At 63.3% G+C, this 25,531-nt stretch carries 24 protein-coding genes, 1 tRNA gene and 2 pseudogenes; 10 read left to right on the top strand and 17 right to left on the bottom strand.

Annotated elements, in window-relative coordinates:
- Positions 1–146: 146 nt before the first annotated feature.
- The 5 genes and pseudogenes from UB43_RS30255 to UB43_RS05765 all read right to left on the bottom strand — a co-directional run bounded on the left by UB43_RS30255 (position 147) and on the right by UB43_RS05765 (position 6,196).
- The gene (locus UB43_RS30255; RefSeq protein WP_371318962.1) at positions 147–851 is read right to left on the bottom strand and encodes a methyl-accepting chemotaxis protein; all 705 of its coding nucleotides are present in this window, start codon (positions 849–851) and stop codon (positions 147–149) included.
- A 153-nt stretch (positions 852–1,004) separates the two neighbouring features.
- Positions 1,005–1,208, bottom strand: a pseudogene (locus UB43_RS30250) (HAMP domain-containing protein); the annotation flags it as partial.
- A 1,195-nt stretch (positions 1,209–2,403) separates the two neighbouring features.
- Positions 2,404–3,246 (bottom strand): regulatory signaling modulator protein AmpE, encoded by an 843-nt coding sequence (gene ampE / locus UB43_RS05775; protein WP_045209505.1) that lies wholly within the window; start codon positions 3,244–3,246, stop codon positions 2,404–2,406.
- Complete coding sequence (gene ampD / locus UB43_RS05770) at positions 3,243–3,815, bottom strand: 1,6-anhydro-N-acetylmuramyl-L-alanine amidase AmpD (RefSeq protein WP_045209504.1); 573 nt, start codon at positions 3,813–3,815, stop codon at positions 3,243–3,245. Before ampD ends, ampE begins: the two co-directional genes overlap by 4 nt.
- Before the next feature lie 86 nt (positions 3,816–3,901).
- Positions 3,902–6,196 (bottom strand): DUF1631 domain-containing protein, encoded by a 2,295-nt coding sequence (locus UB43_RS05765; RefSeq protein ID WP_045209503.1) that lies wholly within the window; start codon positions 6,194–6,196, stop codon positions 3,902–3,904.
- A 278-nt stretch (positions 6,197–6,474) separates the two neighbouring features.
- On the opposite strand from UB43_RS05765, the gene nadC reads away from it, so the two are divergent.
- Together nadC and galE are read left to right on the top strand one after the other, a co-directional pair.
- Positions 6,475–7,323 (top strand): carboxylating nicotinate-nucleotide diphosphorylase, encoded by an 849-nt coding sequence (gene nadC, locus UB43_RS05760; RefSeq protein WP_045209502.1) that lies wholly within the window; start codon positions 6,475–6,477, stop codon positions 7,321–7,323.
- Positions 7,324–7,450: 127 nt separating this feature from the next.
- Complete coding sequence (galE, locus tag UB43_RS05755; RefSeq protein ID WP_045209501.1) at positions 7,451–8,467, top strand: UDP-glucose 4-epimerase GalE; 1,017 nt, start codon at positions 7,451–7,453, stop codon at positions 8,465–8,467.
- A 59-nt stretch (positions 8,468–8,526) separates the two neighbouring features.
- Here the strand turns inward: galE and UB43_RS05750 are convergent.
- Together UB43_RS05750 and UB43_RS05745 are read right to left on the bottom strand one after the other, a co-directional pair.
- Positions 8,527–8,602: transfer RNA gene (locus UB43_RS05750), tRNA-Thr, on the bottom strand.
- Between the two features lie 179 nt (positions 8,603–8,781).
- On the bottom strand, positions 8,782–9,189 hold the full coding sequence (locus tag UB43_RS05745; protein ID WP_045209500.1) for a prepilin-type N-terminal cleavage/methylation domain-containing protein: 408 nt from the start codon (positions 9,187–9,189) through the stop codon (positions 8,782–8,784).
- 230 nt (positions 9,190–9,419) lie between these two features.
- Here UB43_RS05745 and pilB point away from each other — a divergent pair, with 230 nt between their 5' ends.
- The 5 genes from pilB to yacG all read left to right on the top strand — a co-directional run bounded on the left by pilB (position 9,420) and on the right by yacG (position 14,097).
- Positions 9,420–11,123 carry a type IV-A pilus assembly ATPase PilB gene (gene pilB, locus UB43_RS05740; protein WP_045209499.1) on the top strand — a complete coding sequence of 568 codons (1,704 nt, stop codon included), beginning with the start codon at positions 9,420–9,422 and terminating at the stop codon, positions 11,121–11,123.
- Between the two features lie 3 nt (positions 11,124–11,126).
- Complete coding sequence (locus UB43_RS05735; protein WP_045209498.1) at positions 11,127–12,344, top strand: type II secretion system F family protein; 1,218 nt, start codon at positions 11,127–11,129, stop codon at positions 12,342–12,344.
- A gap of 3 nt (positions 12,345–12,347) precedes the next feature.
- Positions 12,348–13,220 (top strand): A24 family peptidase, encoded by an 873-nt coding sequence (locus UB43_RS05730; RefSeq protein ID WP_045209497.1) that lies wholly within the window; start codon positions 12,348–12,350, stop codon positions 13,218–13,220.
- A 65-nt stretch (positions 13,221–13,285) separates the two neighbouring features.
- The gene (gene coaE / locus UB43_RS05725) at positions 13,286–13,894 is read left to right on the top strand and encodes a dephospho-CoA kinase (protein ID WP_045209496.1); all 609 of its coding nucleotides are present in this window, start codon (positions 13,286–13,288) and stop codon (positions 13,892–13,894) included.
- Positions 13,891–14,097 (top strand): DNA gyrase inhibitor YacG, encoded by a 207-nt coding sequence (yacG, locus tag UB43_RS05720; RefSeq protein ID WP_045209495.1) that lies wholly within the window; start codon positions 13,891–13,893, stop codon positions 14,095–14,097. Before coaE ends, yacG begins: the two co-directional genes overlap by 4 nt.
- Before the next feature lie 184 nt (positions 14,098–14,281).
- Here yacG and UB43_RS05715 read toward each other — a convergent pair whose 3' ends face one another.
- The 3 genes from UB43_RS05715 to UB43_RS05705 all read right to left on the bottom strand — a co-directional run bounded on the left by UB43_RS05715 (position 14,282) and on the right by UB43_RS05705 (position 15,755).
- The gene (locus UB43_RS05715; protein WP_045209493.1) at positions 14,282–14,497 is read right to left on the bottom strand and encodes a hypothetical protein; all 216 of its coding nucleotides are present in this window, start codon (positions 14,495–14,497) and stop codon (positions 14,282–14,284) included.
- 107 nt (positions 14,498–14,604) lie between these two features.
- On the bottom strand, positions 14,605–15,294 hold the full coding sequence (locus UB43_RS05710) for an energy-coupling factor ABC transporter permease (RefSeq protein WP_045209492.1): 690 nt from the start codon (positions 15,292–15,294) through the stop codon (positions 14,605–14,607).
- Entirely contained in the window at positions 15,291–15,755 is a 465-nt protein-coding gene (locus UB43_RS05705; RefSeq protein WP_371318958.1) for an FAD/FMN-containing dehydrogenase, read from the bottom strand. The genes UB43_RS05710 and UB43_RS05705 overlap by 4 nt, the downstream gene beginning before the upstream one ends.
- Positions 15,756–15,846: 91 nt before the next feature.
- Between UB43_RS05705 and UB43_RS05700 the strand changes: the two genes are divergently transcribed.
- The 3 genes from UB43_RS05700 to UB43_RS05690 all read left to right on the top strand — a co-directional run bounded on the left by UB43_RS05700 (position 15,847) and on the right by UB43_RS05690 (position 18,093).
- Complete coding sequence (locus UB43_RS05700; RefSeq protein ID WP_045209488.1) at positions 15,847–16,476, top strand: DUF1780 domain-containing protein; 630 nt, start codon at positions 15,847–15,849, stop codon at positions 16,474–16,476.
- 94 nt (positions 16,477–16,570) lie between these two features.
- Positions 16,571–16,741, top strand: a complete 171-nt coding sequence (locus UB43_RS05695; protein ID WP_037011479.1) for a DUF3094 domain-containing protein — start codon at positions 16,571–16,573, stop codon at positions 16,739–16,741.
- Positions 16,742–16,794: 53 nt separating this feature from the next.
- Complete coding sequence (locus UB43_RS05690) at positions 16,795–18,093, top strand: NAD(P)/FAD-dependent oxidoreductase (protein ID WP_045209485.1); 1,299 nt, start codon at positions 16,795–16,797, stop codon at positions 18,091–18,093.
- Between the two features lie 180 nt (positions 18,094–18,273).
- Here the strand turns inward: UB43_RS05690 and cyoE are convergent, their stop codons facing one another.
- The 7 genes and pseudogenes from cyoE to UB43_RS28790 all read right to left on the bottom strand — a co-directional run.
- The gene (cyoE, locus tag UB43_RS05685) at positions 18,274–19,161 is read right to left on the bottom strand and encodes a heme o synthase (protein ID WP_045209484.1); all 888 of its coding nucleotides are present in this window, start codon (positions 19,159–19,161) and stop codon (positions 18,274–18,276) included.
- Between the two features lie 11 nt (positions 19,162–19,172).
- A complete protein-coding gene (gene cyoD / locus UB43_RS05680; RefSeq protein WP_024765643.1) occupies positions 19,173–19,538 on the bottom strand; it encodes a cytochrome o ubiquinol oxidase subunit IV in 366 nt (121 codons plus the stop codon).
- Positions 19,538–20,167, bottom strand: coding sequence for a cytochrome o ubiquinol oxidase subunit III (gene cyoC, locus UB43_RS05675; RefSeq protein ID WP_015475724.1), 630 nt, complete (start codon positions 20,165–20,167; stop codon positions 19,538–19,540). Before cyoC ends, cyoD begins: the two co-directional genes overlap by 1 nt.
- 4 nt (positions 20,168–20,171) lie before the next feature.
- Entirely contained in the window at positions 20,172–22,154 is a 1,983-nt protein-coding gene (gene cyoB / locus UB43_RS05670) for a cytochrome o ubiquinol oxidase subunit I (RefSeq protein WP_045209479.1), read from the bottom strand.
- A 6-nt stretch (positions 22,155–22,160) separates the two neighbouring features.
- Entirely contained in the window at positions 22,161–23,144 is a 984-nt protein-coding gene (gene cyoA / locus UB43_RS05665) for a ubiquinol oxidase subunit II (protein ID WP_045209477.1), read from the bottom strand.
- Between the two features lie 938 nt (positions 23,145–24,082).
- The gene (locus UB43_RS30010) at positions 24,083–24,664 is read right to left on the bottom strand and encodes a TolC family protein (protein WP_256204900.1); all 582 of its coding nucleotides are present in this window, start codon (positions 24,662–24,664) and stop codon (positions 24,083–24,085) included.
- Positions 24,665–24,737: 73 nt separating this feature from the next.
- Positions 24,738–25,505, bottom strand: a pseudogene (locus UB43_RS28790) (Ig-like domain-containing protein); the annotation flags it as partial.
- Between the last annotated feature and the right edge of the window lie 26 nt (positions 25,506–25,531).

Below are 25,531 nucleotides of genomic sequence, written 5' to 3'. Positions count from 1 at the left end.
ATGGCCCGCTCCTACAGGAGGCTGATGATTCACCGACAAACCGATGCCCGTGAGATGGGGTGCATCCGTGCGACCCACGGACATCGGCCTGCTGGCGAAACCCTGTAGCGAGGCGGACCGCTGCGGCCGCCTCGCACAACCCGGGATCAGACGCGGAACGCGCCGATCAGTCGCTTGAGCTCCACCACCTGCCCGGCCAGTTCGCGGCTGGCGCGCTCGGTCTCGCTGGCGCCTTCGGAGGTGCGCTCGCCGGCCTGGTTGATCTCGACAATGTTCTGGTCGATGTCATGGGCCACGGCGGTCTGCTGCTCGGCGGCGGCGGCGATCTGCTGGTTCTGGTCGACGATCGCGCCCACCGCACTGAGGATGTTCTCCAGCGCCTGCTGCACCTGGGCCGACTGGCTGACGGTGCCGTCGGCGGTCTGGTGGCTGCTGCCCATGGCCTTCACGGCGGCGCCCACACCGTTCTGCAGGCGCGCGATCATCTGCTCGATCTCTTCGGTGGACTGCTGGGTGCGCTTGGCCAGGGTGCGGACTTCGTCGGCCACGACCGCGAAGCCCCGGCCCTGCTCACCGGCGCGCGCCGCCTCGATGGCAGCGTTGAGCGCCAGCAGGTTGGTCTGCTCGGCAATGCCCTTGATCACGTCCAGTACACGGCTGATGGAGGCGCTGTCGGCGGCCAGCTGGTTGATCACCGCCACCGATTCGTCGATCTCGCCGGCCAGGCGCTGGATGCTGCCCACCTGGGACTCCACCAGGGCGCGGCCGCTGGTGGTTTCCTGGTTCACGTTGTGCGCGCTGCCCACCGCCACGGCGGCACTGCGCGCGACCTCCTGGGCGGTCGCGGCCATCTGGTTCATCGCCGTGGCGACCTGTTCGATCTGATTGCGCTGGCCGGCCACCGCCTGGTTGCTTTCGGCGGACACCGACTCCACGCGCACGGTCTGCCGCTCCACTTCGCTGACGGTGCGGCCGACCTGCTCGATCAGGTCGTGGATCTTCGACACGGTCTGGTTGAAGGCATCGCCCAACTCGCCCAGTTCGTCACGGCTCTGGGCCTGGAAGTTGACGGTCATGTCGCCGGAAGCGACGCGCTCCATCATCTTGCCCAGACTCTTCAGGGTGGTGCGGGTGGAGACGTAGAAGCCGCCGTAGAGGTAGACGATGGAGACGAACACCACCAGCAGCGCAACGACCAGCAGCACCATCTGCCGCTGCTTGCTGGCCAGGCGCGCCTGCAGCGCACCATCGACGAACTGCAGCACCTGGTCGTCGAGACGGTAGGTCTGCTCCATCGCCTTGCTGACCTGCTCATAGAACTCGGGCCAGGGCGTGTCGAGGGTATCGGCCATCACCACCTTGTCCTCGAACAGCTTGCCCATGCTCTTGATCGTTTCGCGGCTGGCCTGGGCATCGGCGGACAACGCGCTCTGCGCGGCCGGGCTGGCGCCCAGGGCGTCCTGCAGCTTGAGGCCGTACTCGGCGTGGAGCTTCTCCAGCTCCTGCAGCAGGTCGTCCAGCTTGCTGCTGGTGGAGGAGTTGAGGAACCCCTGCCCCAGCGCGCCGGAACCCATGGTGCGGCCCTGGCTGAGCGTCTCGGTTACCTGCGGGGTGCCGGAGGTAATCAGCTCGGAGAGCTGGCGCAGGTCGCGAGCGTCGTCCTGGCTCAGGCCGGCCTGGGACACCAGCAGCTTGTTGAACACCTGGACTTCGCTGAGCAGGCGCGCGGCCATGGCCGCCTTGCTCTGCAGCGAGCCTTCGGCGTCGACGCCCTTCAGGCTGGCCAGCAGCTCGTCGCGCTTGGCGTTGAACTCGGTGATCTGCTCGGCGTCCTGGGTGACCGGTTGCAGGGCGCCGATCTGCGCCTGCAGGTCCTTGTGCAACTGGCTGATGCGCGAGTCGAGGCCGGCGGTCTTGCTGGACTGGCCTAGAATCCCGTTGATCTGCAACAGGTCGTTGTAGGACTCCAGGTGGCGGCGAACCTTCAGGCCGTCGCTGATCAGCGACAGACTCTCCAGCTCGGCGCGGGTACTGACGAACTGCCCGTAGGAGTCGCGCACCAGGTAGAAGTTGGTAATCAGCATCGGCAGAAAGAACAGCACACTGATCAGGCTGAACTTCATGCCGAAGCTCAGACGGTTCATCAGCGCGATGGCCGGATAGAGCACGGTCCTCACGAAAGACGTCTCCTGTTCCCGTTATTGTTATGTCGCTTGTCGGGGATGGTGCGGCGCGCCCCTGGACGGGTCGTCGCCACGAGCGCTCATCGGCGCAGCCGCTGTCGTACAGCGACCGTCATCTCGCGCTTTGGAATCGATGTGTACCTGATATCGGCGGGGAGTTCTGTAACTTAAGGTTAAAATGCCATCATCGGACCGGCGGCAGCCGGCCCGATTGGCGAGATCAGAGCAGCAATGCCCAGATGGCGAAGACCGCGTACCAGAGCACGGCGGAGCGCACCAGCAGCTGCCACAGCGCATCCAGGCTGGCGACACCCTTGGCGCCCAGGCCACCTTCGTTGAAGTCCTCGGCGACGTAGCCGGCGCGCGCCAGCAGACGAGCGGCAGGCACGTCCCAGGCCAGCAGGTCGTGCAGCAGGGTACGGGTCACCGCGACGAAGTTGCCCACCAGCGCGAAACTCAGCACCAGCGCGCGCGACGGCAGCCAGTCGAAGGCATGCCGCAGTTGCGCGGCGCGTTCACGCAGTTCCGGCTGGCGCGACTGCTCGGCGGCAATGGCGAGCAGCCGGTAGGCCAGCGCGGCCACCGGGCCGAGCAGCGCGTACCAGAAGATCACGGCAAAGAAGGCCTGGTAGGCCTCCCACACCAGCGTGCCCTGCACCACGGCCAGCAGGTCGTCATCGCCATCGGCCTGCACCTGCACGCCCAGGTCGCGCTCGGCGACATGGTAGGCAGCCTGGGCATCCTCGCGGCGCCAGGCATCGCGGAACGGCCCGATGGCGCGCAGCACATCACCGCGTCCCAGGCTCCAGACCACCACCAGCAACTGCACCGGCAGCGCCAGCAGGCCATAGGCAACCGGTTCGAGAAGGGTCAGCAGCAGCGCCAGCAACAGCAGCGGCGGCAGGATCGCCACCAGCAGGCCGAGCCAGGGTTGCGCCAGCAGCGACTTCACGCCGCCCACGGTATCCAGCCAGCCGAGCCACCAGCCGTCGCGCTGAACCTTTGCACGCCAACCGGAGAACTTCTCGACCAGCAGGACCAGCAACAGCACCAGGAAACTCATGTCGGCTCCTTCTTCAGGCCGGCGCCAATATCGGCAAAATAGCGCGTCCAGTCGAACGCCGCGCCCGGGTCGGTCTTGCGCTCCGGGGCGATATCGCAGTGGCCCTGGATGCGCTCCGCGGTGATGGCCGGGTACGCCTTGCGCAATTGCCGCGTCAGTTGCGCCAGCACCTCGTACTGACGGTCGCTGTAGGGTTCGGTATCGGTGCCTTCGAGTTCGATGCCGATGGAGAAGTCGTTGCAGTTCTCCCGGCCGTCGAAGCGCGACACGCCGGCATGCCAGGCGCGCGAGTTGCAGGAAACGAACTGGAACAGCGACCCATCGCGCTCGATGAGGAAATGCGCCGAGACGGTCAGGCTGCAGATGCTGGCGAAGTACGGGTGCTCATCGGCGTCCAGACGGTTCTGGAAGAACTCCTGCACCTTGCAGGTACCGAACTGGCCGGGCGGCAGGCTGATGTTGTGGATGACCAGCAGCGAGACTTCCTCGCCGTCGGGGCGCGCGTTGAAGTTCGGTGAGGGGCAGCGCTGGGCTTCGAGGCACCAGCCGGATTCGGGGTCGATCTGCATGGAGACTCCTTGGCAGAGCCCCACTCTAAAGCAGGCGACGGGGGAAATGAACTCGCTGGCTCACGGCCAGCGGGCTCAGGCGTTCTTCAGGCGTTCTTCAGGCGGCGCAGGTTGCCGATCACCGACTCAAGGGCGCGGTCGAACAGCAGAGCGTCGTCGAGCAGGCGCACGGCGTTGCGGCGGAACTCGACGGCCAGGCTCATGCGGGTCTTTTCCAGTACCTTCATGCCGGTACGGTTGACGAAGATGTAGCGGCCGCTCGGGCGGATCACCGCGGCCAGCTTGCAGCGCAGCTTGTGCTCTTCGTCTTCCTGGATTTCCACCCAGCTGCCGACGCGCAGGTCATCGACCTTGCGCAGCGACTCGTCGTCGTCGGCGAAGGCCTCCTCGGGCTCCACCGCACGGGCCGGTTCCGGCGAGGCGAGGACGATCTCCTCGACCACCGCAACCATGGCCGGCTGTACGGCGGCAGGCGTGACGGCCGCCGGTGCGTCCAGCGGGTCGTCGAGCAGCGGCAGGTCATCTTCCAGGTCGAGCAGCGGCGCTTCCTCGACCTGCTTGTAGCGCTGGAAGGCCTGCACATGCAGCCCTTCCAGACGGCTGAAGAATTCGCCGGTGGAGAACGGATCAAAGGCGGCCGATGCCAGGCCTTCGCGCAGCGACTTGAGCAGCTGCGGGACCATTTCCAGCAGGCGCAGGCGGGAGTCCGGATCCTCGTGGGGCTCCACGCTCCAGATCAGGTCGTCCATGGTCGCCAGCGCGGCTTCCCACTCGCTGGAGTGAGTACCGTGCTTCAGGCAGGTGAGCAGCAGGACCTGGCTCCAGGCCTCCTGCAGCAGGCGCACCACGACTTCAGGCAGGGTGCGACCCAGCAGGCGCTCATTGAGCACGCCTTCCACGTCCTGGCGAGCCAGCTCGGCGCGCGCACGGCCTTCCTCGGCATCGCGGGTGCGTTGTTCCAGCAGGTCGCTGCGACGGCGCTCGTCGCCAGTGAAGGAGATGAACTCGTCGAGCAGCTCGGAGAAAATCGCCGGGTCGTCGACGAAGTCGTTCAGCAGGCGCATCACCACCTGCTCGATCTTCTGGTACAGGTGGTCGCGCTGGCCATCGGACTGCTCGGCCCAGCCCAGGGCAGCCGAGGCGATCTCGTTGAGCAGGCGACGCGCCGGGTGGCTGCCACGGCTGAAGAAGGTCTTGTCGAGGACCGCTACCTTGAGCATCGGGATCTGCATGCGGCCGATCAGGGCCTTGAGCGAATCCGGCAGCGTGCGGTCGTCGAGGATGAATTCGAAGAGCATGGAGACGAGGTTGATGACGTCCTCGTCCACCTGGCCGACCACGCGGGAACGACCGCTCTTGCTGCTGACGCGGGTCAGCAGGTGATCCAGGTGCTGGCGCACGTCGACTTCGTCGATGGTCTGCGCCGGCAGGTGCGACTGCAGGTGCGACAGCAGGCGCATCAGGTCGTTACTGGAAATCGGCACCGCATCCGCGGGCATGGAACGCGCAGGGGCGGCACTGCCGCGCACTTGCGAGAGCAGATCGCGCAGGGCGGCGAAGGCGGCCTGGCTGTCGGCATCCATGTACTGACCCGGAGCACCCTGCTCGCCCGCTTCAGCCGCGACAGAGGACGGTGCTGCAGCCTGGCTGCTGGGCACGGTACGTTGCGGCGGGCGGCGCAGCGGCACGGATTTCAGCTCTGGCAACACACCCAGGGCGATCAGCGTCTGGTTGGCTTCCGCGTACAGGTGCTCGGCGTCAGCCAGCACGTACTTCTCGAAGAGCTTGAGGATGATCAGCTTGACCTTGATCTCCACGCCCAGGCCACGGCAGGCATCGAGGAAGGCTTCGCAGAGCTGGCGCGGACCCAGCGGGTTGTTCTTGTCCTCGACCTTCTTGCTGACCAGGGTGTTGAAACGGGTGGTGAGGTGCGTGAGGGCGACGCCGTCGCGGCTCATCACCTTGGCGACCATGGCATCCAGGGCGACGGACTCTTCCAGCTCGTCGTTCTGCACCAGGGTGAGGTTTTCGTAGGAAACCGTATCGAGCACCGGCGCACGGCCGATCTCATACTGGTTCAGGTTGGCGAAGTTCTCGAAGACTTTCTGCAGCACGCCACGCTCGATACCCTTGCGCTTCAGGCGCAGGTCGCGCATGGCTTCGAAGTACGCACTCTGCTCGGCGTTGTTGGCCGCGCGATCGGCCATCTCGAACAGGGTGTCGTCGGCGTTGTCGAACAGGGCCTGCATGGCATGACGCAACTGGACAGCGACCTTGTCGCGGACAGCGACGAGCCCCGCCGGAACGCGTCCAGCGAACGAAGTCTGCGAGGGTTCCGTGGCCGACTTGTTCAGCGGCACTACGTTCGCGTCGTTCTGCATCGCAAGTCTCCTGCCGTCAGACCTGTCTGGCGGCACCAACAGTCATCGAAGCGTCATCCGTAACGTCAATTTAGTGGCGTCAAAAAGCGGAAAGGTTCAACGTCATTATAGGGAAGCTTCTTACACAACCAAGAGACATTTCACGCATTCTTGAAGAAATTCACACTGAAGCGCCCGCCGTCCGTCCGACAGATTGTACGGCGATCCAAAAAACACCCTGCCCTGCACGCCGCGCGCTGTCGCCCGTATAATCGCGCCACTGCGAACAGGAGCTTTCCATGCCGAACCTCACCCTCGCCGAGCTTTCCGGGGAAATCCAGGCCAACGTCCGCGCCGCACTGGCCGAAGACGTCGGCAGCGGCGACATCACCGCCCAACTGATCCCCGCCGAGCGCGACGCCAGCGCCCGCATCATCACCCGCGAGAACGCCACCCTCGCCGGCACCGCCTGGGTCGACGAGGTATTCCGCCAGGTCGATCCGCGCGTGCAGGTGAAATGGCAAGTGCGCGACGGCGAGCAGGTCAGCGCCGACCAGACCCTGTTCACCCTGGAAGGCCCGGCCCGCGCCCTGCTCACCGGCGAGCGCAGCGCGCTGAACTTCCTCCAGCTGCTCTCCGGCACCGCCACGCGCGCCCGCCACTATGCCGACCTGGTAGAGAGCACCGGCGTGAAATTGCTCGACACCCGCAAGACCCTGCCCGGCCTGCGCCTGGCGCAGAAGTACGCGATCACCTGCGGCGGCTGCCATAACCACCGTATCGGCCTGTACGACGCGTTCCTGATCAAGGAAAACCATATCGCCGCCTGCGGTGGCATCGCCCAGGCCATTGCGGCGGCCCAACAGATCGCCCCCGGAAAACCGGTGGAGATCGAAGTGGAAGACCTCGATGAGCTGCGCCAGGCCCTGGACGCCGGTGCCGACATCGTCATGCTCGACGAACTGAGCCTGGACGACATGCGCACCGCCGTCGCCCTCACCGCCGGCCGCGCCAAGCTGGAAGCCTCCGGCGGCATCACCGAGAGCACCCTGCGCACCATCGCCGAGACCGGGGTGGACTACATCTCCATCGGCACCCTGACCAAGGACATCAAGGCGCTGGATCTGTCGATGCGGCTGAGCCTGTAAGCCGGGCGTACGACCTTTCGGACCTGATGACACGGTCACGCCGCCCTCGGTAGTGCCGATTCCTGCGCCTCTGACATACTCAGACGCTCACGAATCGGCGTACAGCGAAGGGAGCAAGAGCGCGATCATGACGAAAAGGATTCTGTTGACCGGTGGTTGCGGCTACATCGGCTCGCACATCTGCCTGGAGCTGATCGAGCAGGGCTTCCACCCCGTCGTCCTCGACAACCTCAGCAACAGCTCGCCCATCCCACTGCAACGCATCGAGCAACTCACCGGCCAGGCAATCCCCTTCGTTGACGGCGATATCCGTGACGAAGCAGTCCTCGACCGTCTGTTCCGCGATCACGACATCGACGCCACCATCCACCTCGCCGGCCTGAAGTCCGTCGCCGAATCGGTGGCCGACCCCATCGCCTACTACCAGACCAACTTCGCCGGCACCGTGACCCTCTGCCAGGTCATGCAGCGTCATGGGGTGAAGCGCTTCATCTATAGCTCCTCCGCCACGGTTTACGGCCTGGCGGCCGAAAGCCCGATCCGCGAAGACGCCCCCACCGGCCCCGCCAGCCCCTACGGCCAGTCGAAGCTGATGGCGGAAATCGCCCTGCGCGACATCGCCCACGCCGACCCGCAATGGACCATGGCCATCCTGCGCTACTTCAACCCGGTGGGTGCCCATGCCAGCGGCCGCATCGGCGAAGACCCCAACGGCATCCCCAACAACCTGATGCCCTTCGTCTCCCAGGTCGCCACCGGCAAGCAACCTTTCATCCGCATATTCGGCAACGACTACCCCACCCCGGACGGCACCGGCGTGCGCGACTACCTGCACGTCGTTGACCTGGCCAATGCCCACCTCAGCGCCCTGCGCTGGCTGGACGGCGCCAGCGGCGCAAAAGCCTTCAACATCGGCACCGGCCGCGGCTACAGCGTGCTGGAAATCATCCGCGCCTACGAAAAAGCCTGCGGCCGCGAACTGCCCTTCCAGTTCCTGCCGCGCCGCGACGGCGACATCGCCAGCTACCACGCCGACCCGACCCTGGCGGGCGCAGAGCTGCACTGGAGTGCCGCGCGCGATATCGAAGACATGTGCCGCGACGCCTGGAACTGGCAAAGCCAGAACCCCAGCGGCTACGCCTGACTTTTCCTCGAATCGGAAAACAAAAAGCCCCGCTCGAAAGCGGGGCTTTTTGTTGAAGCTGGTGCCGGTAAGAGGAATCGAACCCCCGACCTTCTCATTACGAATGAGCTGCTCTACCGACTGAGCTACACCGGCGGCGGGCGGCAAATCTAACACTCAAGCAAATTGAACTTCAAGCAGCCCGAAATAGACACTGCAAAGACCATTCAATTGCATACGGATCGAAAAACTAAGCGGATGACCGCCCCAAAACAAGAACGCCCCGCAGTTTGCAGGGCGTTCTCATCAAGCATTAAGAGAGATAATTTGCTCTCTTATTTGCAGCTGCCCGGCATCCAGTTGGTCGGAGTACCAGTGCAAGCCCAGCTTTGGATCTGGCCGGCGTTGGCAAGCGGGGTCGGAGTCAGCAGAACCGAAACAGCAGTGCCGTTTACGTTGCCGCTTGCAGTGATGACTCCAGTAGCGGATACAGCGACACCAGTTACGTACTGGGTCGCTTGGGTGCTGGCGCAAGTAGTGAAGTCAGCAGTGCCCAGAGTCTGGGCCGACTGGTTGATTTCGGATACGCAGGTACGAGCGCCGCTGGCAGCCAGAACCACTTCAGATACACGCGCCTTGGCGGTGTAATCCTGATAGGCCGGCAGAGCGATGGCGGCCAGGATGCCGATGATCGCAACCACGATCATCAGTTCGATCAGGGTAAAGCCTTTTTGAGCTTTCATAATTCTCTCCAGGTTTTTGAGAAGAGGTCGTAGGACCTGATTCTGGAGAAAGCAGATTCCATGCCAGATTCTCTTAGGCCGTCTTCTGCGGCGGCTGTAGGACAAGCAGGAAACTACTCGTACGTTTTTTCGCAGCAAGTGACAAATTTCGGCACTCGAAATAACGCGGTTTGGCTCTACCGAGCATCTACGATATAAGGCATGCAATACATCATTCGGCCATCTCTCGTATGAACGATCAAGTCGTGCTCTCCGGGCTCGCCCGCCAACTGGTGCACTCCGAACTGCTGGACGAGAAGAGCGCCCAGCAGGCACAACTGCAGGCGCAACGGAACAAGCTGTCGCTGGTCACCTACCTGGTGCAGAACAAGCTGGTGAAGAGCCGGCCGCTCACGGAGTTGGCCGCTGACCAGTTTGGTGTCGCCTACTGCGACCTCTCCGGCATTGATCGTGATGCTATTCCAAAGGAACTCGTCAGCGAGAAGCTGATCCGTCAGCACCGCGTGCTTCCCCTCTGGCGGCGCGGCAACAAGCTGTTCGTGGGTCTGTCCGACCCGACCAATCACCAGGCGATCACCGATGTCCAGTTCAGCACCGGCCTGACCACCGAAGCCATCCTCGTCGAGGATGACAAGCTCGGCGAGATGATCGAAAAGATCTTCGAGAGCGTCACCGGCGGCCTGGACGACCTTGGGGATGTGGACCTCGAAGCGCTCGACATCGAGAGCGGCAATGCCGAACCCAAGGACGATGGTGCTGGCGAGGCCGCAGACGACGCCCCGGTGGTGCGCTTCGTCAACAAGATGCTGCTGGACGCTATCAAGGGCGGCTCATCCGACCTTCACTTCGAGCCTTACGAGAAAATCTACCGCGTGCGCTTCCGTACCGACGGCATGCTGCATGAGGTCGCCAAACCGCCGATCCAGCTGGCCAGTCGTATTTCCGCGCGCCTGAAGGTCATGGCGGGCCTGGACATCTCCGAGCGCCGCAAACCCCAGGACGGTCGCATCAAGATGCGGGTCTCCAAGACCAAGTCCATCGACTTCCGCGTCAACACCCTGCCCACCCTCTGGGGTGAGAAGATCGTGATGCGGATCCTCGACTCGTCCAGCGCACAGATGGGCATCGATGCCCTGGGCTATGAAGAAGCACAGAAGCAACTTTACCTGGACGCCCTCAAACAGCCGCAGGGCATGATCCTGGTGACCGGTCCGACCGGCTCGGGCAAGACCGTGTCGCTCTACACCGGCATCAACATTCTCAACACCCCGGACATCAACATCTCCACGGCGGAAGACCCGGTGGAGATCAACCTGGAAGGGATCAACCAGGTCAACGTCAACCCCAAGCAGGGCATGGACTTCGCCCAGGCGCTGCGCGCGTTCCTGCGCCAGGACCCCGACGTGATCATGGTCGGCGAGATCCGCGACCTGGAAACCGCCGAGATCGCCATCAAGGCGGCCCAGACCGGCCACATGGTGATGTCCACCCTGCACACCAACAGCGCCGCCGAAACCCTGACACGCCTGCTGAACATGGGCGTTGCAGCGTTCAACCTGGCGACGTCCACCAACCTCATCATCGCCCAGCGCCTGGCTCGCAAACTCTGCCCGCACTGCAAGAAGGAGCACGACGTTCCGCGGGAAGCCCTGCTTCACGAAGGTTTCCCGGAAGAAAGAATTGGAACGTTCAAATTGTACTCACCGGTCGGGTGTGACAATTGCAAGGGCGGATACAAGGGACGCTTGGGTATTTATGAAGTGGTTAAAATCACGCCAGCCCTGCAGCGGATTATCATGGAGGAAGGCAACTCCATTCAGATCGCCGAACAGGCCCGCAAAGAAGGCTTCAACGATCTGCGCACTTCGGGTCTGGTGAAAGCCATGCAAGGCATCACCAGCCTCGAAGAAGTCAATCGCGTGACCAAGGATTAATCCATGGCGGAAAAAATATTGAGGACCAGTGTCTTCACCTGGGAAGGCACTGATCGCAAGGGCGGGAAGATCAAAGGGGAGCTTTCCGGGACCAACACGGCGCTGGTCAAGGCCCAACTGCGCAAGCAGGGGATCAACCCGACCAAGGTTCGCAAGAAAGGCATCTCGCTGTTCAGCAAGGGCAAGAAGATCAAACCCATGGACATCGCCCTGTTCACTCGGCAGATGGCGACCATGATGGGTTCTGGCGTCCCGTTGCTGCAGTCGTTCGACATTATTGGCGAAGGCTTCGACAACCCGAACATGCGCAAGCTGGTCGATGAGATCAAGCAGGAAGTCGCTGCCGGTAACAGCCTGGCCAACTCCTTGCGCAAGAAGCCCCTGTACTTCGACGATCTCTACTGCAACCTGGTCGATGCCGGCGAGCAGTCCGGTGCGCTGGAGACGCTGCTGGACCGGGTTGCCACCTACAAGGAGAAGACCGAATCGCTCAAGGCCAAGATCAAGAAGGCGATGACCTACCCCATCGCGGTGGTCGTCGTCGCGATCATCGTGTCCGCCATCCTGCTGATCAAGGTCGTACCTCAGTTCCAGACGGTATTCGCCAGTTTTGGCGCCGAACTCCCGGCATTCACGCGCATGGTCATTTCGCTTTCCGAAGTGCTGCAGCAGTGGTGGTTCATCGTTCTGATCGCACTATTTGCAGCCGCCTTCGTGATTCGAAGTTTCCATCGTCGCTCAGAGAAGTTCCGCGACAGCGTGGATCGCGGGGTGCTGAAAGTACCTGTGGTCGGCGACATCATCTACAAGTCGGCCGTGGCACGTTATGCCCGTACCCTGTCCACGACCTTTGCTGCCGGTGTGCCATTGGTCGAAGCGCTGGATTCTGTCTCCGGAGCAACCGGTAACGTGGTCTTCCGCAACGCGGTAAACAAGATCAAGCAGGACGTATCCTCCGGTACGCAGCTGAATTTCTCCATGCGTACCACGGGCGTATTCCCCAGCATGGCGATCCAGATGGCTGCCATCGGTGAAGAGTCCGGCTCCTTGGACAACATGCTCGACAAGGTCGCCAGCTACTACGAGGAAGAAGTCGACAACGCCGTCGATAACCTGACCACCCTGATGGAACCCATGATCATGGCCGTCCTGGGTGTACTCGTGGGCGGCCTGATCATCGCCATGTACCTGCCGATCTTCCAACTGGGCAACGTCGTATAACCCATGCCTGCTCTTGACTACCTGGCCAGCACCCCGCTGGCCTTTGTTTTATGCGTCACCCTCCTCGGCCTGCTGGTCGGCAGCTTCCTCAACGTGGTGATCCATCGCCTGCCGCGGATGATGGAGCGCGACTGGCAGCAGCAGGCACGGGAAACCCTGGGCCTGCCGGAGGGCGAAAAGCTCCCGACCTACAACCTGGTCCTGCCCAACTCCCAGTGCCCGCACTGCGCCCACAAGATCAAGCCCTGGGAGAACATCCCGCTGGTCAGCTGGCTGGCGCTGGGCGGCAAGTGCTCGTCCTGCAAGGCGCCGATCAGCAAACGCTACCCGCTGGTCGAGCTGGCCTGTGGCGTACTGTCAGCCTTCATCGCCTGGCATTACGGCTTCGGCTGGCAGGCCGGTGCAATGCTGTTGCTGACCTGGGGCCTGTTGGCGATGAGCATGATCGACGTCGATCATCAGCTACTGCCGGATGCCCTGGTGCTGCCGCTGCTCTGGCTGGGGCTGATCGTCAATCACTTCGGGCTCTTCACCAGCCTGGGCGACGCGCTCTGGGGCGCGGTGTTCGGTTACCTGAGCCTGTGGTCGGTGTACTGGCTGTTCAAGCTGATCACCGGCAAGGAAGGCATGGGCTACGGCGACTTCAAGCTGCTGGCCATGCTCGGTGCCTGGGGCGGCTGGCAGGTGCTGCCGCTGACCATCCTGTTCTCGTCGCTGGTGGGCGCGGTACTCGGGGTAATCATGCTGCGCCTGCGCAATGCCGAAACCAGTACGCCGATCCCCTTCGGCCCCTATCTGGCCATCGCCGGCTGGATTGCGCTGCTCTGGGGTGATCAAATAACCGCGACCTATCTGCAGTTCGCCGGTTTCCGCTAGCCTTCTCCTGCGCCGAATCTCGTCGGCGCAACTGGACGGCCACCGGGCCGGCTGAAAGGAGAACCATGAAACCCTGGATCCTGGGCCTCACCGGCGGCATCGGCAGCGGCAAGAGTGCCGCCGCCGAGCATTTCGCCTCGCTGGGCATTCACATGGTCGACGCCGATCACGCCGCGCGCTGGGTGGTGGAACCCGGCCGCCCCGCCCTGGCGAAGATCGTCGAGCGCTTTGGCGATGCCATGTTGCTGCCGGACGGCCAGCTCAACCGCGCCGCGCTGCGCGAGCGCATCTTCAAGGCCGAAGACGAGCGCCGCTGGCTGGAACAGCTGCTGCACCCGCTGATCGGCCAGGAGATCGCCAGCAACCTGGCGCAGGCGCAATCGCCCTACGCCATCCTGGTCTCGCCGCTGCTGGTGGAGTCCGGGCAGCACCGCATGACCCAGCGCGTGCTGGTGGTGGATACCCCCGAACACCTGCAACTGGAGCGCACCATGCGCCGGGACAAGGTGTCCGAAGAACAGGTCCGTTCGATTCTCAAGGCCCAGGCCTTGCGCGACGACCGCCTCAAGCACGCGGATGACGTGCTGCTCAACGATGGCGACCTCGGCCACCTGCACCAGCAGGTCGAGCGTCTGCATCAGTTCTATCTAGGCCTGCGTGGAGGACAACCATGAGCCAACCCCTGACCGTGGAATGCCCGACCTGCGGCGCCCCCGTGGAGTGGAGCGCCAAGAGCGAGTTCCGCCCCTTCTGTTCACACCGCTGCAAGCTGATCGACCTCGGTGCCTGGGCGGCGGAAGATCACGCCATCCCCGGCGACAATCTCGAGGATGAGCTGTTCTCCGGTGACCTTGAAAACCCACCGCGCGGACACTGAACCATGAAAAAAGCCGCCTCGAGAGGCGGCTTTTTTGTGGGCCAACCTTTGCTCCAGGCCACAGGGTTCTTTGTAGGAGCGAGCTTGCTCGCGAACGATCTCCCGGCAACTGATGAGCATGGGCTGTTCGCGAGCAAGCTCGCTCCTACAGAAAAGCAAACGCCCGCGGATACAGCGCTTTCAATCAGGGGCGCATGAAGGTGTAGTCCCGCTCCTCGTCCAGATTGTCCGCCAGGAAATGCAGCTCGTGCCCCAGGTCTTCCTGGGTGCGGACTTGCGCGTTGGCCTGCACCACCGCGCTGAGCAGCGCACGCACGACCAGTTGCGGGTCCTGGCCTGCCGCCTCGGCTTCGATCAGCAGTTCGTGGAGGCGCTGTTCGGCCCAGCTGTGAATGCTCATCGGCAATCTCCTTGCGAATGGGGGGCCAAGCTTCCCTGATCCTGGGACGTTTCCGAACTGACCTGGATCAAACCGCCAGAGCCATGGGCCTCGCAGATGGCCGAACATCAGCGTGGCTCATCGTCATCCTTCCAGGGCGCCTGCAGGTAGCGCGTGCGGTTGAAGGTCTCCAGCCAGTCCGGGTAGAAGACCACCAGCCCGGTGACGATGGTGCCGTTGATGAAGGCCTCGGGGAACATGATCAGCCACAGGTAGCCGATGAAGTCCTCGATCCACGGCGGCATCGGGAACAGCCCGTCCATCCACAGCAGGCCGAGGCCCAGCAGCAGGCTGCAGACCGCCGCCAGCGCCGCCGGGAAGAAGCCCGAGCAGAAGATGTAGACGAACAGGTTTCGCGGCTGCCGGCGCTCGACGAAGATCGCCGCCAGCTCGGTGATGACGACCGGGATCAGCACCAGCAGGATGCCGTTGACGCCCATGGCCGCCCAGTCCTGCCGGCCAATGGCGCACAGCCCCAGCTGCGCGACCAGGCCGACCAGAACCGCCAGCGGCCAGTCCAGCAGCAGCGTCACGGCGGTCATGCCGATGAAGTGGAAGGACACCCCCGAAGCGAAGTCGCGCCGCACCAGCCAGAGCATGAACAGCCCGAGCATGGTGCCGAACACCAGATGCTGGCGGCGGAAGTCGCTGACCAGCTCCAGCCACGGTGCACGCCAGATGGCCCAGGCAACGATGGGCAGGTAGATCGCCCAGCCGATCTCCAGGGTTTGCGTTGACAGCAACTGCGCGGAGATCACGGCTCGCCCCGCTCCAGCGCCTGACGCAGGGCATCCGCCGAGTCGAAGCTGTGGCTGGCGACGACCCTGCCCTGTTCCAGCTGCAACCAGGTCACCGCATCCGCCGTGGCCGGGAAACGACTGGCCACGCGCGGCTCGCGGTCGAGCAGCACGCGATAGGAGTAGTCACGCATGGCGGGGACGGCGAAAAGCTTCGAAATGGGCGCGGGCATGCGGCTGATGTCGGCAACGAAGGCTGCATGGCGAGCGTCGAGATAGCCGGCCGGGCGCTCGGCCAATGCGGCTTTCACCAGCTTCGAACCGGCCATGTCGTGGGCGACCAGCAGTACCTTCAGATCAGTGTTCGCCGTATAGGGTTTGTCGAACTGGTCCAGCAGCGTCCACCCGATAGCCGGCGGCTCCTGCGCCATCGCAAAGCTCGCCAGCACCATCAACACAAAGCCACCCAGCAGTCGTTTCACGCTTGACCCTCGACCCGAACATCAACGATTGGCAACAGTCTACACGCGCCTCCGCCACCCGCCCGCGCTTCGCAGCAACTATGCTTGGGGCATGAACGAGTCCGACTATCTGCGCCTGCTGACGCGCCAGGCGGAACAAGCCAACGACTTCCTCTCCAATGCCCGCAAGTGGGAACGGGAGTGCTGGGCCTGCCAGCGACTGCTGCAGGCGCTCAAGGTGCCGTATCGCCAGGAAGACTTCGTTGCGCCAACCCAGCAGCCGCCGGACGTATTGTTCCGCGACGCCACCTTCGAGGTGTTCTTCGTGCTCGACCAGGGCCGCCGGCTCAACGAGGAATGGAAGGAAGAACTGCTGCGCCGGCGCATGGCCCAGAGCCTCAACCAGTTGATCCGGCGCGAGCAGCGCCCGCGGCGGATTCCCTGCGCGGAACTCCAGGCGCGCCTGGCGCCGACGCTGCGCAAGAAGGCGCACAACTACACCGAGCGCGGCATCGACCCGCGCGAACTGGACCTGCTCGCCTTCGTCAGCCTCAAGCGCGAGACGCCGGACTTCAACACGCCCTTTCCGCCGCCGACCGAGTACCTGCGCCAGGGTTGGCGCTCGCTGTCGGTGGTCGGGCCGACTTTCGCCCGCGTGCTGTTCGCCCACAGTGACGCGCCGGATTTCCTGCGCGGCAGCCTGGGCCGAAGCATTCTTTTCGACATGGGCGTCGGCCTGTAAATAGGCGCCGACGCAAAGCTGCATTGATCGGCGGCGCATTGAGAGGCTGCCCAAGCCCTACTAGAATGCTCGACATTATAAACGGAGGCCGCCCATGCCCAGTCGCCTGAGCCCCGAAGACCAGCAGAAGGTCGATCACTACCTCAGCTCCCCCGTGCACCAGGTCGAACGCGCGCCGTTCAAGCCCTGGCTGATGATGGGAGGCTTGCTCGCGGTGGTCATCGCCCTGGGCTTGCTGAGCCGCCTCCTGGCCTACCTTGCGTGAGCGCCGTGCCGCCACGGGCCGATACAGGATTCCTTAAGCTATGAGAATGCACCATGTCCCATCGTATCGTGATCGTCGGCGGCGGCGCCGGCGGGCTGGAGCTCGCGACCCGTCTCGGCCGCACCCTGGGTAAAAAGGGCAAGGCGCGCATTACGCTCGTCGACGCCAACCTCACCCACATCTGGAAACCCCTGCTGCACGAAGTCGCCGCCGGCTCGCTCAACTCCTCCGAGGATGAGCTGAACTACGTCGCCCAGGCGAAATGGAACCACTTCGAATTCCAGCTCGGTCGCCTCGAAGGCCTGGACCGCGCGGGCAAGCGCATCCAGCTCGCCGCCACGCTCGACGAGCAGGGCGAGGAGCTGGTGCCGGCGCGCGGGCTGGAGTACGACACCCTGGTACTGGCCATCGGCAGCACCACCAATGACTTCGGCACCCAGGGCGCCGCGGACCACTGCATCTTCCTGGATACCCGCGAGCAGGCCGAGCGCTTCCACAAGCAGCTGCTGACCCACTACTTGCGCGCCCATGCCGGGCAGGACAAGGACGACCAGATCAGCGTCGCCATCGTTGGCGCCGGTGCCACCGGCGTCGAGCTGTCCGCCGAGCTGCACCATGCGGCGCAGGAACTGGCCGCCTACGGGCTGACCGGCATCCAGCCGCAGAACATGCGCATCACCCTGATCGAGGCCGGCCCGCGCGTGCTGCCGGCACTGCCCGAGCGCATCAGCCAACCGGTGCACCAGACGCTGGAAAAACTCGGCGTGCGCGTTGCCACCGGTTCGGCGGTGCAGGAAGTGACGGCTGACGGCCTGCGCACGGCAGCAGGCGAGTTCATTCCAGCGAGCCTGAAAGTCTGGGCGGCGGGCATCCGCGCGCCGAGCCTGCTCAAGGAAATCGACGGCCTGGAGACCAACCGCATCAACCAGTTGGTGGTGCGCCCTACCCTGCAGACCACCCGCGACGACAACATCTTCGCCTTCGGTGATTGCGCCGCCTGCCCGATGGGCGATGGCAGCGAACGCACCGTGCCGCCGCGCGCCCAGGCCGCGCACCAGCAGGCTTCGCTGCTGGCCAAGGCCATCGTCGCGCGCCTGGAAGGCAAGCCGCTGCCGGAGTACCGCTACACCGACTACGGCTCGCTGATCTCGCTGTCGCGCTTCAGTGCGGTGGGCAACCTGATGGGTAACCTGATGGGCAGCGTGAAGCTCGAAGGCTGGCTGGCGCGGATGTTCTACGTGTCGCTGTATCGCATGCACCAGATGGCGTTGTACGGACCGTTCCGCACCGCGCTGCTGATGATTGCGGACCGTATCGGGCGCAGCACGGAACCACGCCTGAAGCTGCATTGATCTGGTAGCGATCGCGGACAGCGTCCGTCCCTGCATGGGACGTCACCTGCAGGAGCGGGCCCTGCCCGCGATCGCGCGCAGGGCGCGCTCCTACAAGAAGCGCATCAGCCAAAGCCCAGGTAAACGACAGGCACGAAAAAGCCGCCCCGAGGGGCGGCTTTTCGTTGCAGCAGAGCAGCCTTACAGCGCCGCCAGCATCGACTGGGCCGGGATGACCTGGAAGTCGATGGACATCATCAGGCTCAGCACGCTGATCGCGATGATGGAGAAGGCGAACAACTGGCGGGCCCAGCGGCGATCGTCTTCGGCACTGAAGCCTTTCACCGCGATGAACAGCCACCAGGCGCTGACGGCCAGCGCCACCACCAGGTAACCGTAGCCGGCGAAGCCGGTCACGGTCAGCAGCAGGGTCGCCAGGCCGAAGGCCACGACGTAGTACAGGATCTGCTTCTTGGTCGCTTCGATGCCCCGCTCCACCGGCAGCACGGGAATCCCGGCGGCACGGTAGTCGTTGAGGCGGAAGATCGCGATGGCGTAGCTGTGCGGCATCTGCCAGAGGCAGAAGATCAGCAGCAGCACCGCCGCGCCCATGTCGAAGTGACCGCTGGCGGCGCAGTAGCCCACCACTGGCGGCATGGCTCCGGAGAGACTGCCGACCAGCGTGCCGTAGACCGAGCTGCGCTTGAGCCAGAGGCTGTAGAGCACGACGTAGACGAAGAAGCCGAACGCGGCGAGCAGGGTCGCCTGCACGTTGGTCTTCCACGCCAGCAGGCCGAAGCCCGCCGCGCCGAGGACCACACCGTGGGCCAGGGCGGCCTTCAGCGAGATCTGCCCGGTCACGGTGACACGGCTGCGGGTACGCTCCATGAAGCGATCGATGTCACGGTCGATGCAGTTGTTGAATACACAACCACTGGCAACGACCAGGGACAGGCCGATCACGGTGGCCAGCAGCAGCATCGGGTCAACGCTGCCGCGAGCGGCGAGGAAGTATCCCCCCGCCACCGCGATCAGGTTTCCGAAGATGATGCCCGGCTTGGCGACCAGGAGATAACGCTTGAGTTTCACGGCATCGGCCCTCAGGGCATCGGCATCATCAGGGTGTCTGCGGTGTAGATGATCCACAGCGACAGACCGACCACCAGCAGGATGATGATGGCGGTGAAGATGAATGCCATGACGTTCCAGCGGCCTTCGGAGCTGAAGTTCATGTGCAGGAAGCAGATCAGGTGCACGACGACCTGAACCAGGCCCAGGATCACCATGGTCAGCAGGGTGGCGTGACGCGAGAAGCCACCGTCGATGACCATGTAGAACGGGATCGCGGTCAGGATCACCGAGAGCACGAAGCCGATGGCGTACGAACCCAGGCTGCCGTGGCCGGCACCGTGGGAATCGTGGCCGTGGGCGCCGTGGGAGTCGTGATGATGTGCAGCAGCGGACATTACAGAGCCCCCATCAGGTAGACGACGGTGAAGACGCAGATCCAGACGATGTCCAGGAAGTGCCAGAACAGGCTCAGGCACATCATGCGGGTGTTGTTCTGCGCGGTCAGGCCACGGGTGCCGATCTGCGCCATCAGCACCAGCATCCACAGCAGGCCGGCACTTACGTGCAGGCCGTGCATGCCGACCAGGGTGAAGAAGGACGACAGGAAGGCGCTGCGGCTCGGGCCGAAGCCTTCGACGATCAGGTGATGGAACTCGTTGAGTTCCATGCCGATGAACGCGGCGCCGCACAGGAAGGTCACGCCCAGCCAGGCGATGGCCTTGCCCTTGGCACCCTTGTGCGCAGCCAGCATGGCCAGGCCGTAGGTGCAGGAGGAGATCAGCAGGATCGCGGTTTCGACAGCCACGTAGGGCAGTTCGAAGATGTCCTTGCCGCTCGGGCCGCCGGCCGTGTGGTTGACCAGCACGGCGTAGGTGGCGAAGACGCTGGCGAACAGGATGCAGTCGGTCATCAGGTACAGCCAGAAGCCGAAGACCGTCATGCCGCCGCTGTCATGGGCGTGGTCGTGGTCGTGCGCCGCTTCGTGCGTATCGACCAGGTGTTGATTCAGTACTGCCGTCGACATGGTTTTATACCTGCTGCGCGGTGGCGAGTTTCTGGAAGTTGGCGTTCTCGATGCGCTCGATCTCATCCGGCTGGACGTAGTAATCCACGTCGGTGATGTAGCTGCGCACGATGACCGAAGCGATCATGCCGACGAAGCCAACACCCACCAGCCACCAGATGTGCCAGATGGCGGCGAAGCCGAAGAGGAAGGCGAACACGGCGATGGAGAAGCCAGCGGCGGTGTTCTTCGGCATGTGGATCGGCGCGTAGGCCGGCAGCTTGCGGTACGCGGTACCGGTCTGCTTCATGTCGTGGAACGCGTCGATGTCGTTGACCTTCGGCAGCTCGGCGAAGTTGTAGTACGGCGGCGGCGAGGAAGTGGACCACTCCAGGGTACGGCCACCCCACGGGTCGCCAGTCTCGTCGGCCAGGGCCTTGCGGTTCTTGATCGACACCAGCAGCTGGATCAGCTGGCAGGCGATACCGAAGAAGATCAGCACGGCGCCGCAGAAAGCCACCACCATGTACGGCTGCCACATCGGGTTTTCGTAGTGGTTCAGGCGACGGGTCATGCCCATGAAGCCGAGGACGTACAGCGGCATGAAGGCCATGTAGAAGCCGACCAGCCAGCACCAGAAGGAACGCTTGCCCCACTTCTCGTCCAGCTTGAAGCCGAAGGCTTTCGGGAACCAGAAGACGAAGCCGGCCAGATAGCCGAACACCGCACCACCGATGATGGTGTTGTGGAAGTGGGCGATCAGGAACAGGCTGTTGTGCAGCAGGTAGTCAGCGCCCGGGATGGCCAGCAGAACGCCGGTCATGCCACCGATGGTGAAGGTGACGATGAAGCCCAGGGTCCACAGGATCGGGGTGTCGAAGCGCAGGCGGCCACGGTAGATGGTGAACAGCCAGTTGAACAGCTTCACCCCGGTCGGGATGGAGATCAGCATGGTCGCCACGCCGAAGAAGCCGTTGACGTCGCCGCCCGAACCCATGGTGAAGAAGTGGTGCAGCCAAACGGTGAAGCCGAGGAAGGTGATCGCGGCGCTCGCCCACACCATCGAGGTGTAGCCGAACATGCGCTTGCCGGCGAAGGTCGCGGTGACTTCGGAGAAGATACCGAAAGCCGGCAGGATCAGGATGTACACCTCAGGATGGCCCCAGGCCCAGAAGAGGTTGATGTACATCATGGCGTTGCCGCCCAGCTCGTTGGTGAAGAAGTGCATGTCGAAGTAACGATCCAGCGACAGCAGGCCCAGGGCCGCGGTCAGGATCGGGAACGACGCAACGATCAGGATGTTGGCGAAGGTGCAGGTCCAGGTGAAGATCGGCATCTGCATCAGCTTCATGCCGGGGGTGCGCATCTTGAACACGGTCACCAGGAAGTTGATACCCGTGAGCAAGGTACCCATACCCGATATCTGTAGCGCCCAGATGTAGTAGTCCACACCCACGCCCGGGCTGTAGGCCAGCTCGGACAGCGGCGGGTAGGCGACCCAGCCGGTACGGGCGAATTCGCCCAGGCCCAGGGATACGTTCACCAGCATGGCGCTGACGACCAGCAGCCAGAAGCTCAGGGAGTTCAGGAACGGGAACGCCACGTCGCGTGCGCCGATCTGCAGCGGCACGGCCAGGTTCATCAGGCCGGTCATGAAGGGCATGGCCATGAAGATGATCATGATCACGCCGTGAGCGGTGAAGATCTGGTCGTAGTGTTCCGGCGGCAGGTAGCCGTGGTTGGCGCCTTCAGCCAGCGCGAGCTGGCCGCGCATCATGATGGCGTCGGCGAAGCCGCGCAGCAGCATGACCAGGGCGACGATGATGTACATCACGCCGATTTTCTTGTGGTCGATGGACGTCAGCCACTCGGTCCACAGGTAGGTCCACTTGCGGTAGTAAGTGATCGCGCCGAACACACCGAGGCCCAACAGGGCGACGACGGCCAGCGTGATGACGATGATCGGCTCGTGATACGGCACGGCCGACAGTGTCAGTTTCCCGAACATCTGCGGTTACTCCTGGCTCGGATTCATTTGCATGCCGGGCATGCCTTGCATGTTGCTCATGTCGTGGCCCGCCATGGCGGCCTCTTCATGCGCCTCGCCCTTCTCGGCCTGCTCTTTGCCTTCGTGGGCCTTGGCCATCGCGTGGCCAGCGTGTTCCCACTTGTTCAGCACGTGGGAGAACAGCTCGGGGCTGACAGTGGCGAAGTAGGTCGCCGGGACGTTCTCGGTCGGTTTCACCAGCTCCGGGTACTGATCCAGGTTCAGGGTCTGCTGCGAGGCCTTGACCTTCGCGACCCAATCCTGGAAGCCCTGTTCGGAGGTGGAGATGGCCTTGAACTTCATGCCCGAGAAGCCGCCACCGCTGTAGTTCGCGGAGATACCGTCGAACACGCCTTCTTCATTGGCGATCAGGTGCAGCTTGGTCATCATTCCGGCCATGGAGTAGATCTGGCTACCCAGCTGCGGGATGAAGAAGGAGTTCATCACCGAATCCGAGGTGATCTGGAAATTCACCGGGGTGTCTTTCGGGAAGGCGATTTCGTTGACGGTGGCGATACCCTGTTCCGGGTAGATGAACAGCCACTTCCAGTCCAGCGAGATGGCCTGGATGGTCACCGGCTTGACCTCGGAGTCCAGCGGACGATACGGGTCCAGCTTGTGGGTGCTCTCCCAGGTGATCCAGCCGAGCACGGCGATGATCACGCAGGGAACCAGCCATACCACCAGCTCGATCTTGGTCGAGTGAGACCAGTCCGGCATGTAGGTGGCCTTGGTGTTCGAAGCCCGGTATTTCCAGGCGAACCCGAAGGTCATCAGGATGACCGGCACCACCACGATCAGCATCAGCAGGGTTGCCGTGATGATCAGGGACTTCTCGTCAGCGCCGACCTGCCCTTTCGGGTCGAACAGCGCCATGTTGCAACCACCGAGCATCAGCATCGGCAGCCACGCCAGTCTCTTCAAAATTCCTGTGTACTGCTCTTTTTTCATCTTGCGGCCTTAGTGGATGAAAATCGCTTCACCGCCCATGAGCCTTCGCCACGCATCGCTCGACGACTCGTTACCCGCGACCTTTCCAGGTCGCCTGCCAGGGCTGTCATGGATTCACGAATGCGGCCGCAAGGATTCCAGGCAAAGGGAGGTCGCCCGGTCTTCGCGATGCGAAACCGATTTCGTCAGCTGATTCGTTCCGTGAGTATTCAGCGTGTGGTGTCTGGACTGGCGGCTTGTTGAAGCACGCGCGTCGCACACCGATTGCACGAGCGGATTGCCCGACTCGTCAGATGACAGGAGCCCACCGATGGCAGCCCCCTGTTGTTATGCCGCTGCACCGAAGGGTGAGCACTGGCTTTGATCTACGTCAGTGCGACTCAGCGATTTGGGGGTAGGAAATGGACGGCGGGTATTACAAAGCATTTCAGAAACGCCTTTCAAGGCCCATTCTGCCCATTTTTAACAAGATATTTTCTCAGCCAGAGAAACAGTCCCGGGCAGAATCGCTCACAAAACAACCAATTCACAGGGAATGCGCAGGGTTATTCACTCCCTGCCAGGGGCTTGCACGGGCGTGCCATGGAAATGTGTCAGAACCATGAAGGACGGGGCTTTCAGCACGCTTCTCCAGGGTCTGAAAGACGCCTCAACGCCATCGGCAAAGACCTTGCCATGATGGCGATCAAGAACCTTTTCGAAAGTCGCGGATTCCCCCTGCGCACCCTGCGACACATCGACGCACAGCGACTTTAGCAAGGGGCAAAGTCATTCAAATTGTGACGATCGTGCCGGGCTTCGGCGCCGATCAGAAGAAGCTCCACGGCATGTCTGTCCGGATGCGAGGACGTAACAGCCTGTCATGCGCACCGAAGCGAACATGCCGGGAGGATAAAGGGAAGTGAAGCAGGAGGCGGCCGGCGTTCAGACCGAACGTATCAGCGAGCAGAAGCCTCGCTGCCAGGAGCCAGCCAGGCCATCAAACCGCTGGCTTCCGCGCGGATACGCAGGTCGGAAGCCTTGGAGTTGTAATAGGTATCGGACGCCTCGATCTGGTGCGAGTAGTACTCGTTCTCGGCGATCAGTACGTCCAGCAGGGTGCGCTTGCCCAGGTGATACCACTGGTCATAGAACATCTTGCGCACCCGATCAGACTCGACCAGCAGCTCCTGGTAATCCTTGACGCGGGACGCCGACAGATCACGCTGTTCAGCCAGGTTGCGAATGGTGTACTCCGACTCGCGACGGGTCGACTCCATCTTCTGCTCGGCCGCACTGGCGCGTGCATAGGCCGCGCGCTGTGCCGCAGAGGCAGAACCACCGGTAAAGGCATTCCACTGCACGGCAAGGCCGGTCGACCATGGCTCGTCGTTGTTGAGCATATTGTTGCCGCCCGCACTTTTCCCCAACACCCAGTTCAGCCTCGGCAGGCGCGAGGACTTCACCGAGTCGGCATTGGCCAGCGCCGCTTCCTTCTCGTAGCGCGCCTGGCGAATGGCTGGGGTATCGGACAGCCGCATCGTGGGCCACCAGGGTGGCGTCGATGCTGGTGCCATTGGCCAGGTCGGTACCCGAGACTTGTACGCTCCAGGTGCCATCGGCGGCCACTTTGGCGCTGTAGTCGGTGCCGTTGAGGGTGAACGTCACCAGGTCACCGGCCAGGAATTCACCACCGGCCTTGCCGCTGATGGTCTGGTTGGTATTGGCTTCGGAGGCGTTGACGATGTCGTCGCCAGCCACCCTGTTGATTTCCAGGGTCGCGACCGGCGGGATCAGGTCGACGTCATAGTCGGCACCTGCCGTCACGGTCGTGGTGTTGCCAGCGATATCGGTCGCCATGAAGCTCGCGTCGATGTGGTGATCGGCGTCGGCCACCAGTTCCGAACCCGGAACGGTGATGCTCCACTTGCCGTTGGCATCGATGGTGGTGCTGTAGGTCACATCGTTGACGACGATGCTGATGACGTCACCCGCGCGGCCACCCGAGGAGCCACCGGTGATGGCCTGATTCTCCTGGGATTCGGCCAGGTTGATGACGCCGTCGCCGGCCACCGGGTCGATGTAGACCGAGGGCTGGGGCGGGGTGAGGATTACCTGGTAGCCATGGTCGATCACGACATCGGTGGGGTTGCCCGCGGTGTCATGGGCGACCAGGGTGGCGTGGATGTTGGTTGCCGCGGCGAGGTCCGCACCGGCTACGGTGACGCTCCACTTGCCATCGGCGGCGACTGCGGCGCTGTAGTCGTGACCATTGAGGGTGAAACTGACGATGTCGCCCTTCTGGAACTCACCGGTGGCCTTGCCGCTGATGATCTGCGGGACCTTGGATTCGTCGAGGTTGACGATGTCGTCACCGGTCACCTTGTCGATGCTCAGCTGAGCGACCG

Origin of the sequence: Pseudomonas sp. 21 (genome assembly GCF_000955805.1) — a bacterium.
Lineage (GTDB): Bacteria > Pseudomonadota > Gammaproteobacteria > Pseudomonadales > Pseudomonadaceae > Pseudomonas.
Note: the sequence above shows the minus strand (reverse complement) of the source record. Positions and strands in the feature narration are given on the sequence as shown.